This is a genomic window from Bradyrhizobium amphicarpaeae (assembly GCF_002266435.3).
GTDB classification, from domain to species: Bacteria; Pseudomonadota; Alphaproteobacteria; order Rhizobiales; family Xanthobacteraceae; genus Bradyrhizobium; species Bradyrhizobium amphicarpaeae.
Genome location: NZ_CP029426.2, coordinates 2,971,855 through 2,983,762, shown reverse-complemented (window position 1 = coordinate 2,983,762; position 11,908 = coordinate 2,971,855). Strand labels below are relative to the sequence as shown.

Below are 11,908 nucleotides of genomic sequence, written 5' to 3'. Positions count from 1 at the left end.
TAACCCACCCTACGGCAGCGGCGTCAATCCTTCGGACGCAGCTTCTCGACCTCGGCATCGCTGGGCAGGTAGTCCGCGCCCTTCTTGTAGACCGAGTCCACCATCACGCCCTTGCCGTCCTTCAGCGCGGTCTTGCCGACGAATGCGCCGAGCGTCGACTGATGGTCGATCTTGCGGAAGGTGATCTCTCCGAACGGCGACGGCATGGAGATCCCCTCCGCCGCGGCGATCAGCTTCTCCGGATCGGTCGAGCCGGCCTTCGCCAGGATTGCGGCGGCCGCCTTGATGGTCTGGTAGCCGACGATCGAGCCGAGGCGCGGATAGTCGTTGTACTTGGTCTGGTAGGCCTTCAGGAACGCGTCATGCTCGGGCGTCTTGATCGAGTACCAGGGGTAACCGGTGACGATCCAGCCCTCGGGCGTCTCGTCCTTGAGCGGATCGAGATATTCCGGCTCACCGGTCAGGAACGAGACGACTTCGCGCCCCTTGAACAGGCCGCGGGTGTTGCCTTCACGCACGAGCTTGACGAGATCGGCGCCGAAGGTGACGTTGAGGATCGCCTCGGGATTGGCGGCGGCAACGGCCTGCACCACCGGACCCGCGTCGATCTTGCCCTGCGGCGGCCACTGCTCGTCGACCCACTGGATGTCCGGGCGCTTCTCCGACATCAGCTTCTTGAAGACGGCGACTGCGGACTGGCCGTATTCATAGTTGGGCGCGATGGTCGCCCAGCGCTTTGCCGGCAGCTTCGCGGCCGCCTCCACCAGCATCGCCGCCTGCATGTAGTTGGAAGGACGCAGGCGGAAGGTGTATTTGTTGCCCTTGGACCAGGTGACGGCGTCCGTCAGCGGCTCGGCCGCGAGGAAGAACACCTTCTTCTGGTTGGCGAAGTCGCTGACGGCGAGGCCGATGTTCGACAGGAACGTACCCGTCAGCATCGCAACGCCCTCGCTCGAGACGAGCTCGTTGGCCGCGGTCTGCGCGTCCGCCGGCTTGCCGCCGTCGTCCTTCGAAATGACGACGAGCTTCTTGCCGTTGATGCCGCCGGCCGCGTTGATCTCTTCGACCGCGAGCTGCCAGCCCTTGCGATAGGGTTCGGTGAACGCCGGCAGCAGCGAATAGCTGTTGATCTCGCCGATCTTGATGTCCTGCGCCAGGGCCGAATTAGCCATGCCGCCCGCCAGAAGCGCAAACGCCGCGCCGACGAAGTAATTTCTTGCTCGCATCCCAACCTCCAGTTTTTGAACTCTCTTACGTCTTCTGCGTGATCTCATCGGAGAGGCTGCGCCCGCCTCCCGCTCCGAGCTCTATCTCAAGCCGTCCTCGCCCTTCACTTCCGCAACCGTCAGCCCGCCGACGCGCGGCAGCGGACGGCCGCTGTCGGTGACGGCGACCGCGACCATGATCTCGTTGGCGCGCGGCGCGTCGTTGATCTGCACCTCCATGCCGTCGAAATGGCTGCGCACGAACGCGGCATCCTTGTGCCCGAGCGGAATGTCGAGCGTCGTGCCGGGACCGCTCCGCTTCTTGGACGACGGGATCAGCGCTGCGCCCTTGCCCAGAACCTTGCGCACCGGCGCGCCCATCTTGGGATGGAGGATCGCGGCGGCATGCTCCAGTTCGCCGTTCTCTCCGACGGCCGCGGCCTTGCCGTAGCTCTGCGCCTTGGCGCCATCGATGCCGAGCGCCGCCACCGCGCGCTTCGACAGGAGCTCGCCCAGTTCCTCGCCAATCGCAATCAGCGGCGAGAGGTCTTCGACATATCGTCCGGCAAAGGGATTTTCGATGACGGCAATCGCCGCCGCGCGCCGGGTCGGCGGCGAGACCTGCCGGCCCATCTCCATCTGGGTCTCTTCGACGACGGTGACGATCTTGCGGATGATCGCGCTCATGCTTCGCTTCCCCGTTCAGGCACAGACCGCGTTCTCCGGTACAAGCGGGCGCGTTCGTTGCTCTTCTATATCCTTGGTTCCGATGACAAGCATATCACCACAAAGCCGCACCACGGCACCCTCGATCAATCCGCGATCGAACAATTGACGTGCACGTTCCGCGCCAGATTCGAGTGCCATCGCGATCTCATTCTGCAACAATACACCGACATTGCGGGTCACAAGTCGCGCGCCGAGGTCGCTGTCGGGCTGCAACTCGTTGGCAGGCGTCCGGACGATGGCGGGATGCCCGGGCAGATCGACCGCATTGGCGATCACGGTCGCAGCCGCGTCGGCCTGCGACGCCGTCGCCGCCAACACCGTCACGGCATCCGCAATTCCGAGCGAAAAACTGCGGCCGTGCCGTCCGCTGGTCGCGATGCCGCGTACGGGATCGTCGGCATCCAGCCGCATCGTCCGCATCACGCCGTCGCGATCAGGTCGGTCCATCAGGCCGACGGAGAAATATTCAGCCCTACCGAGATGAAGCGCAATGTCGCCACCGTTGTTCACATAGACACGGTCCGGCGTCGCAGCGCCGAGCATGGCGCCCAGGATCTCCTCCGCCACACTCCCGGCAACAGCCGCCATCGGCGTGATGAAGCAATCGGAGGCGTAAGGCGCGACAGCGGCGTGCATCCGACGCGCAACCACGCCCTTCAGCGAACTACGCTTCCCGGCGGCGCTCCGCAGCTCCGGCAATTCGGCGCAGAGTTCGTCGAGCAGCCCGGCAAACCGTCGCGCCGCAGCCTCGTAAGCCGCACGCACATCGTCCGCGCGTCCCCGCGCCTCAACGACCAGGTCAATCGGACCATCCTGCAAATGCAGCCGCCGGCCATCAGACAGCAATGCGATTTGCGGGAGCCTCGTCATGCCCGAGGTCCCGGGATCGGGTTCTGCCAGGGCAGCTGGCGGACATCCTCGCCGTTCTGCACCTCGGAGAGCGGCTTCACGTAATCCATGTGGCCGCCGAGCGCGGCGTAGTCGGACAGCTTCATCGTGAACTCGATCGGGGCGACCAGCGCCGGTGTGGGCACGTAGCCGAACGCGCCCGCCGGCATCTGCGTCACGTCGACCATGTAGGTGATGCCGCCGCCGGGCCAGACATACACCGGCGCGCCGCCGCTGGTGACGCGCGTCAGCGCATCCTTCACCGAACGTGTCAGCCGCACCGGATTGTCCGTGACGCCTGCCCGCAGCGAGCCGCCGGCACCCGCCATGAACAGCACCGTGCACAGCGCCGGTTCGCAATTCTCCTGGATGCGCTCGACCGAAAACTTCAGCTCGGCAGGCATTTCGGTCTCGACCGGTTTCAGGGCCTCGTCGAGCACGTAATAGGACGAATGCTCACCGGTGGTGGAGACCATCAGCATCGAAAGACCCGGCTTTGCCTCCTTGGCATCGAACGGTCCGAGGATCGCGAGCGGATCGGAGATGTTGGTCCCACCCCACCCCGTACCGGGATCGGCGACCTGGAAATAACGGCCGGGCGTCGAGCGGCGGCCCTTCATCTTGATGCCGGTGTCGGCGATGTCGAGCAGCTTGCCGGCCTGGTGCTCACTGAGCACGCCGGTGATGTGGTCGTCGACCACGACGACCTCGTCGACCTTGCCGTGCCATTGCTTGGCGAACATGCCGATCGTCGCCGAGCCGCAGCCGACCCGCATGCGCTCTTCTTTCATGCCGTTGACGATCGGCGGCTGGCCGGCCTGCACCACGACACTCGCGCCGCCGTCGATGGTCAGCTCGACCGCCTTGCAATTGGCGAGATCCATCAGCGTGTCGCAGGTGACGCGGCCCTCCTTCTTTGAGCCGCCGGTCAGATGATGCACGCCGCCGAGCGACAGCATCTGCGAGCCGTATTCGCTGGTGGTGACGTGGCCGACCGCCTCGCCCTGCGCCCGGACGGTCGCGGTCTCCGGCCCGAGATAGCGATCGGTGTCGATCTTCACCTTGATGCCGCAATAGGAGAAGATGCCCTCGGTGACGACAGTCACCATGTCGACGCCGTCGACCTCCGCGGAGACGATGAACGGCGCCGGCTTGTAGTCGGGATAGGTCGTGCCTGCGCCGATCGCCGTCACAAAGGTGGAGGGTTCGTGGACGATCTTGCCGTCCCAATCTTCGGTGCGGCTGAACGGGACCAGCTTGCCGCCATGCGAGACCGTGCGCTCCAGGATCACATGCGGATCGACGCGGACGAGCTTGCCGTCGTGATTGGCGTAGCGATCGCAGGCGCCCGCGGCGCCCGGCTTGATGTAGCACATCACCGGACAAGCATCGCAGCGGATCTTGTCGAGAGCAGCGCTCGTCGTTTCCATCACCATGTCAGAGCCAGCGAGACCGCGGTTATCATTCGTATACGAACGATGGTGCGCGCGCCCCGGATGGCTGTCAAGCGGCGGTGCAGCGCAAAAGATGGGGCTGCTGCATAAAACCTCATTTGCCTATGGGCTCTGTCCACAAAGCAGGCAGTCGCGCTGCAGTGCGGCATGCATGGCTTGCACGTTTGTGTACAAACGGTATCGTCGCGACGTAGATTTTCGACACGACTTGGATTTTCGACACGACTTGGCCGAGCGCTTGGAAACGAGGATGACGCAGACACCGATCCGTCTCACCGTGAATGGGGCGATCCACGACATCGCCGCAGCGCCGGAGACGCCGCTGCTCTACGTGCTGCGCAACGACCTCGCGCTCAACGGCCCGAAATATGGTTGCGGCCTCGGCGAATGCGGCACCTGCACTGTCCTGATCGACGGGGCCCCGGCCCGCTCCTGCGTGATTCCCGTCACTGGCTGCGCCGGCCGCGACATCGTGACGCTCGAAGGACTCGGCACGCGCGACAAGCCTGACGTGGTGCAGCAGGCGTTCATCGACGAACAGGCTGCGCAATGCGGCTATTGCCTCAACGGCATGATCATGACCACCAAGGCGCTGCTCGCGATCAACCCGCGGCCGACCGAGCAGGAGGCGGTCGCCGCGCTGCGCTACAATCTCTGCCGCTGCGGCACCCATGTCGAAATCCTGCGCGCCGTGATGCGCGCTTCAGGCCAGCTCACCGAGGCCGTTGATTGATGGCCTCCCCTGCCCCTGATGGAGTTGAGCGTCAATCCGGCTCGCTCGTGGTCGTCCGCACCGTGGACGAGCTCACCTCCGAAACTTTCATCCGCATCACCGCGGACGGCTCGGTCAACGCCTATAACGGCCATGTCGATCTCGGCACAGGCATCCGCACCGCGCTCGGCCAGATCGTCGCCGAGGAGCTGGATGTCTCCTTTGCGCGCGTCGTCGTCGTGCTCGGCGACACCGCGGTGGTGCCGAACCAGGGCGCGACGATCGCGAGCGAGACCATCCAGATCACCGCCGTGCCGCTGCGCAAGGCCGCGGCGCAAGCGCGTCACTTCCTGATCGCGCGTGCCGCCGAGCGGCTGGAGCTACCGGCGGCAGATCTCAGGATCGAAGACGGCCTCGTGCGCGGACGCGACAATCGCAGCATCAGTTATGGGGAGTTGATCGGCAGCGAGACGATCCGCCTCGAACTTGCCGACGACGTCACCGTCAAGGCGGTCGGCGATTATGCCATCGTCGGTCAGTCGATGCCGCGCGTCGATCTGCCCGCCAAGGCCACCGGCGCGTTGACCTTCGTGCACGATATCCGCGTCCCCGGCATGCTGCACGGCCGCGTGGTGCGGCCGCCCTATGCCGGCGTCGATGCCGGCCCGTTCGTCGGCACCAGCCTGATCGCGGTCGATGAATCCTCGGTGCGCGACATTCCCGGCCTTGTCGCCGTCATCCGCATCGGCGACTTCGTCGGTCTCGTCGCCGAGCGTGAGGAAAATGCGATCCGCGCGGCCGAGCAGCTCGAGGTGAGCTGGAAGCCGACGCCGGCGTTGACCGATCTTGCCGACGTCGAGACGGCGCTGCGCGCCAATCCCTCGACGCCGCGCACGCTGATCGACAAGGGCGACGTCGATGCGGCGATATCAAACGCGGCCAAGCCGATGCAGCGCACTTACGTGTGGCCTTATCAGATGCACGCCTCGATCGGCCCATCCTGTGCGGTTGCCGATTTCAGCGACGGCAATATCCGGGTCTGGTCGGGCACGCAAAATCCGCATGTGCTGCGCAGCGACCTCGCGCTGCTGATCGAGCGACCCGAGAGCGAGATCGAGGTGATCCGGCTGGAGGCCGCTGGCTGCTACGGCCGCAATTGCGCTGACGATGTCACCGCCGACGCCTTGCTGCTGTCGCGCGCGGTCGGGCGCCCCGTGCGCGTGCAGCTCACACGCGAGCAGGAGCACGCCTGGGAGCCCAAGGGCACGGCGCAGCTCATCGATGTCGATGGCGGGCTCGATGCCGACGGCGGCATCGCCGGTTACGATCTCGCCACGCGCTATCCCTCGAACGCCGCGCCGACGCTGGCGTTGCTGCTCACCGGGCGCATTCCATCCGACCCCGCCGTGCTCCAGATGGGCGACCGCACCGCGATCCCGCCCTACGATTACGACCACATGCGTGTCGTCGCCCACGATATGCCGCCGATCGTGCGCGCCTCCTGGTTCCGCGGTGTTTCCGCGCTGCCGAACACCTTTGCGCACGAATCCTACATCGACGAAGCCGCCACCGAGGCCGGCGTCGACCCGATCGAATACCGCTTGCGTTATCTCAAGGATCAGCGCGCCGTCGATCTCGTCAATGCGGTGGCCGAGCGTGCGGGCTGGACGCCCCGGCCGGTGCGCGAAGAGAAAGACGGCGAAATCGTGCGCGGGCGCGGTTTCGCCTATGCGCTCTACGTCCACAGCAAGTTTCCCGGCTATGGCGCGGCGTGGTCGGCCTGGATTGCCGACGTCGCGGTGAACACATCGACCGGCGATGTCAGCGTCACGCGTGTGGTTGCGGGACAGGATTCCGGATTGATGATCAATCCGGACGGCGTGCGCCACCAGATCCACGGCAACGTCATCCAGTCCACCAGCCGCGCGCTGATGGAGGAGGTCTCGTTCGAGCGTGGCGCGGTGGCGGCGCGCGAATGGGGCGCCTATCCGATCATCCCGTTCCCGGACGTGCCCAAGATCGACGTGCTGATGCTGCCGCGACCGGATCAGCCGCCGCTCGGCGTCGGCGAATCCGCCTCGGTCCCGAGCGCCGCGGCAATTGCCAATGCGATCTTCGATGCGACCGGCGTGCGCTTTCGCGAGCCGCCGTTTACGCCGGAACGCATCCTGAAGGGATTGCACGGCACTACGCCGGCGCCGCCGCAGGCCCTGCCCGCGCCCGTTCCGCCGCAGCCGTCGCGCAGCTGGGAGAATCCCTTCGCCAAACGCGCCGGCATTGTCGCGACGATTGCGGCGGTTTGCACCGCCGCGATCGGCATCGGCGCGGCGCTGCTGCCGGGACGCGCGATCGCGCCGATCGCGCGACCGGATGCATCGGTCTATTCCGCCGCGACAATCGCGCGCGGAGAGCAACTCGCAGCGCTCGGCAACTGCGCGGAGTGCCACACCACGATCAATGGCGCGCTCTACGCCGGCGGCCGCGCATTGGAGACACCGTTCGGCACGATCTACGCGACCAACATCACGCCTGATGTCGAGACCGGCATCGGCGCCTGGTCCTACCCAGCCTTCGAGCGCGCGATGCGCGAAGGATTGCACCGCGATGGACGGCAGCTCTATCCCGCCTTTCCGTACACGCATTTTTCAAAGACCGGTGACGCCGACATGCAGGCGCTCTACGCTTACCTGATGGCGCAGCCAGCGGTGCGCGCGACGGCGCCGGCGAACACCCTCGCCTTCCCGCTCAATCTGCGCCCGCTGCTCGCGGGATGGAATGCGCTGTTCCACCAGACCAAGGAATTCAAGCCCGACCCCACCAAATCCGAGGCCTGGAATCGCGGCGCCTACCTCGTCGAGGGCCTCGGCCATTGCAGCGGCTGTCATTCGCCGCGCAATGCGTTGGGCGCCGAGCAGCGCGACACCTACCTCGCCGGCGGCTTTGCCGAGGGCTGGGAGGCGCCGCCGCTGACCTCGGTCTCGCATGCCCCGATCCCATGGAGCGAGGACGAGCTGTTCGCCTATATGCGCACCGGCCATTCGCGCTATCACGGCGTCGCTGCCGGCCCGATGGCGCCTGTCGTCAGGGACCTCAAGGCCCTGCCCGACCGGGACATCCGCGCGATGGCGGTCTATCTCAATTCGTTCAACGACACCGCAGCCGATGCGCCTGCGCTTGCCGCAAAGCTCGAGAGCGCAACGCAGGTCACGGTCGCCTCCTCCAGCGGCGCACGGCTCTATCAGGGCGCCTGCGCCGTCTGCCACGAGGTCGGCGGCCTGCCGCTATTCGGCTCCCGGCCCTCGCTCGCGCTCAACAGCAACATTCACAGCACAAAGGCGGACAATCTCGTGCAGGTGATCCTGCACGGCATCGCCGATCCCGTGTCGAGCGACCTCGGCTACATGCCCGCATTCAGAAACAGCATGAGCGACGCGCAAATCGAGGAACTCGTCACTTTCTTGCGCAGGCAATTCGCGCCGGACAAGCCGGCTTGGTCAGGCGTTCGCGAGACGATCGCGCGGGTGCGTGCGACAGCGCATTAGAGCATGATGAAGTTAGTTTGATCGCTAACCGCGAAGCAGGTGCGCTCCCTCCCTCTTGCGGGAGAGGGTTGGGGTGAGGGTATCTCCGCCGTGGGATTCCCCAAGAGTATAGAGCCCTCACCCGGCGCAAGTGCGCCGACCTCTCCCGCAAGCGGGAGAGGTAACCGAGCCCGCCGCGAGATCGAGTCAAACAAAAGCCATCACGCTCACGCGTGCTTCTTCACTTCCACCGGCGGCGTGCCGTGGGTGTGGAACGACTCGATCGTCTTCAGCCCCCAGGCCTGCCCCTTCTTGCGCTCCTCCTCGGTCCACACGATCGGCTTCCAGTCCGGCGCGAGGATCAGGCGGGCGCCGGCATTGGCGACCTCGACGCGGTTGCCGCCGGGCTCGTAGACGTAGAGGAAGAAGGTCTGCTGAATCGCGTGCTTGTGCGGGCCGGTCTCGATGTGGATGCCGTTCTCCAGGAAGATGTCGGCCGCACGCAGAATCTCCTCGCGGCTGTCGAGCGCGTAGGTGACGTGGTGGAAGCGGCCCGGCACGCCCGAATGGTCGAGCGAATAGGCGAAATCGTAGCTCTTGTTCGACATGGTCAGCCACATCGCAGCTTCGCGTCCGTCGTTGAGCACGATCTGTTCGGTGAGGCGGCAGCCGAGATAGTTCTCGAAGAACTCGCGGTTCGCCTTGATGTCGACGGCGAGGCAGTTGAGATGATCGAGACGGCGGACATTGACCCCGCGCGCGGGAAAGCGCTGCGCCTGGTTCTTCAGCGCCGGCTTCAGTTCCGGCGGCGCCTGATACCATTCGGTCTCGTAGTAGAGCTCTACGATGTGGCCGTCGGGATCGCGGCAACGGAAAGTCGGCCCCTGCCCCATGTCGCCGTCGATCCAGCCGATGTCGAAGCCGGAGCCCTTCAGCGCGGCGACGCGACGCTCCAGCGCCTGCTGGCTGCGCGCGCGCAGCGCCATGTGCTCCATGCCTGAGGTCTTCGACGCCGTCAGCTTGAGCGAGTAGCGCTCGTAATCGTCCCAACCGCGCAGATAGACCGACTCGCCCTTCTGGCCGCTGACGGTCATGCCCATGACATCGACGAAGAATTTCAGGCTCTCATCGGGCTTCGGAGTCAGCAGCTCCATATGGCCGAGATGAGCGAGATCGAGGATCGGTTCGGCTTGCATGCTTTCCTCCAGGGCGCAGTTGGCGATCCGCCGACCGGATCGCGCAATCGGGCCACGGCTGCGACGCGCTCATGCGCCCAAAATGGTCACGAGGCCCCGCCGGCCCATTTGTACCAATGTACAAATGATTAGGTCCCGTCAACAAATCAAACATCCCCTGGATCGAAGGGAGATGTCCCCCGAACGGCTGAATGACTGGCCGGATGGTAAAATCTTCCTTAATTCGTTCTAACCCTCAGCGGCCTGAAATTGCAGCAATTTCCCAGCGTTTCCGGCCGCAAGTATGCAATCGGAACAAACCTCACGGCCGAATTGTCGCGGATTTAACGAAGTGCCTGCGCCCGCCGTTTAACCGTTTGTCCAGCCAGGGCCGCGCATAGTCTGGGACAAACCCCTTGCTCTTGCCAGGTTCATTCATTGTGACATCCTTTGGACGCGTGATTTCGGTTCGCGGATCGCTCGCCCGGGTCGGGCTCTTGGCGGAAAGCCAGATGCCGATCTCGGAAGTTCGGGCTACCGTCGGCCGCTTCGTCAGTATTCGCAGCTCCAGCTCGGTCATCGTCGCGATGATCACCGAGGTGTCCTGCGAGAACCTGTCGAGCAGCGACAATTATATTGCGGTTGCCTCGGTCGACCTGCTCGGCGAGATCCTCAACGCCAGCGACAAGCCGAAATTCCAGCGCGGCGTCACCAATTATCCGACCATCGGCGATGCCGTCGATCTCATCACCAGCCAGGAGTTGCGCACGATCTACGCGCCGACCGGCTCGGACCAAATCAATGTCGGTTTCCTGCAGCAGGACCGCTCGGTCGTCGCCTATGTCGATGTCGAGGAAATGCTGTCCAAGCATTTTGCGGTACTGGGATCGACCGGCGTCGGCAAATCCACCGGCGTGTCGCTGCTGCTCAACGAGATCCTGAAGGCGCGCCCGAACCTGCGCATCTTCCTGCTCGATGTGCACAACGAATACGGCCGCTGCTTCGGCGACCGCGCGCTGGTGCTCAACCCGCGCAATCTGAAGCTGCCGTTCTGGCTGTTCAATTTCGAGGAAATCGTCGACGTGCTGTTCGGCGGCCGCGCCGGCGTACCCGAGGAGCTCGACATCCTCGCCGAGGTGATCCCGCTCGCCAAGGGCGTCTACACCCAATACCAGAACGCCGACCGCATCGGCCTCAAGCGCATCGATCCCAAGCAGGTCGGCTACACCGTCGACACCCCGGTGCCGTACCGCCTGGTCGACCTGATGTCGCTGATCGACGAGCGCATGGGCAAGCTCGAGAACCGCTCCTCGCGCATCATCTATCACAAGCTGATCTCGCGCATCGAGGCGGTGCGCAACGACCCCCGCTACGCCTTCATGTTCGACAACGCCAATGTCGGCGGCGACACCATGGCCGAAGTCATCAGCCTGCTGTTCCGTCTCCCCGCCAACGGCAAGCCGATGACGGTGATGCAGCTCGCCGGCTTCCCGGCCGAGGTCATCGATTCCGTCGTCTCGGTGCTCTGCCGCATGGCCTTCGATTTCGGCCTGTGGAGCGACGGCGTCTCGCCGCTGCTGTTCGTCTGCGAGGAAGCGCATCGCTACGCCTCCGCGGACCGCAACGTCGGCTTCGGGCCGACCCGCAAGGCGGTGTCACGCATCGCCAAGGAAGGCCGCAAATACGGCGTCTATCTCGGTCTCATCACCCAGCGTCCAGCCGAGCTCGATGCCACCATCATCTCCCAGTGCAATACGCTGTTCACGATGCGTCTTGCCAACGAGCGCGACCAGGCGCTGCTGCGCGCCGCGGTGTCGGATGCCGCCGCGAACCTGCTGTCCTTCGTGCCCTCGCTCGGCACGCGTGAAGTGCTGGCCTTCGGCGAAGGCGTCGCGCTGCCGACCCGGTTGCGCTTCAAGGAGGTGCCACCGCACCAATTGCCGCGCGGTGAGGCCACCATCAGCAGCGTGCCTTCGGTCACCTCCGGCCACGACATGCATTTCGTCAGCGCCGTGCTCGAACGCTGGCGCGGCGCCACCTCGCAGCGCGACGTACCGAATGATCCGGTGTTCTCGGCCCCGCCCGCCAAGACGCTCTCCAATGTCGAGGCCCCGATGCTGCAGCCCTCGTTGGGGCTCGATCCGGACCGCTTCTCACTGTTGAAGAAGCCGCTGCGGTAAGACCGCTCTGGTGTCCCGGACGCGCTGCAACGCTCTTGCGTTGC

General features: G+C 65.1%; 8 protein-coding genes. 3 read left to right on the top strand and 5 right to left on the bottom strand.

From position 1 onward, the window contains the following. Positions 1-23: 23 nt before the first annotated feature. The 4 genes from CIT40_RS13660 to CIT40_RS13645 all read right to left on the bottom strand — a co-directional run bounded on the left by CIT40_RS13660 (position 24) and on the right by CIT40_RS13645 (position 4,258). Positions 24-1,226, bottom strand: coding sequence for an ABC transporter substrate-binding protein (locus CIT40_RS13660; protein WP_094896467.1), 1,203 nt, complete (start codon positions 1,224-1,226; stop codon positions 24-26). Between the two features lie 81 nt (positions 1,227-1,307). Beyond that, positions 1,308-1,892: an amino acid synthesis family protein gene (locus tag CIT40_RS13655; protein ID WP_094896466.1), complete on the bottom strand. Its 585-nt coding sequence runs from the start codon at positions 1,890-1,892 to the stop codon at positions 1,308-1,310. Between the two features lie 15 nt (positions 1,893-1,907). Next, positions 1,908-2,804 (bottom strand): UPF0280 family protein, encoded by an 897-nt coding sequence (locus CIT40_RS13650; protein ID WP_094896465.1) that lies wholly within the window; start codon positions 2,802-2,804, stop codon positions 1,908-1,910. Beyond that, entirely contained in the window at positions 2,801-4,258 is a 1,458-nt protein-coding gene (locus CIT40_RS13645) for a 6-hydroxynicotinate reductase (protein ID WP_094896464.1), read from the bottom strand. Before CIT40_RS13645 ends, CIT40_RS13650 begins: the two co-directional genes overlap by 4 nt. A gap of 268 nt (positions 4,259-4,526) precedes the next feature. Between CIT40_RS13645 and CIT40_RS13640 the strand changes: the two genes are divergently transcribed. After that, positions 4,527-5,009, top strand: coding sequence for a (2Fe-2S)-binding protein (locus tag CIT40_RS13640; RefSeq protein ID WP_094896463.1), 483 nt, complete (start codon positions 4,527-4,529; stop codon positions 5,007-5,009). After that, positions 5,009-8,530 carry a molybdopterin cofactor-binding domain-containing protein gene (locus CIT40_RS13635; protein ID WP_094896462.1) on the top strand — a complete coding sequence of 1,174 codons (3,522 nt, stop codon included), beginning with the start codon at positions 5,009-5,011 and terminating at the stop codon, positions 8,528-8,530. Before CIT40_RS13640 ends, CIT40_RS13635 begins: the two co-directional genes overlap by 1 nt. A gap of 206 nt (positions 8,531-8,736) precedes the next feature. On the opposite strand, the gene CIT40_RS13630 is transcribed toward CIT40_RS13635, so the two are convergent. Then, entirely contained in the window at positions 8,737-9,705 is a 969-nt protein-coding gene (locus CIT40_RS13630) for a catechol 2,3-dioxygenase (RefSeq protein ID WP_094896461.1), read from the bottom strand. 419 nt (positions 9,706-10,124) lie between these two features. Between CIT40_RS13630 and CIT40_RS13625 the strand changes: the two genes are divergently transcribed. Beyond that, positions 10,125-11,864: an ATP-binding protein gene (locus CIT40_RS13625; RefSeq protein WP_162307483.1), complete on the top strand. Its 1,740-nt coding sequence runs from the start codon at positions 10,125-10,127 to the stop codon at positions 11,862-11,864. Positions 11,865-11,908: the final 44 nt, after the last annotated feature.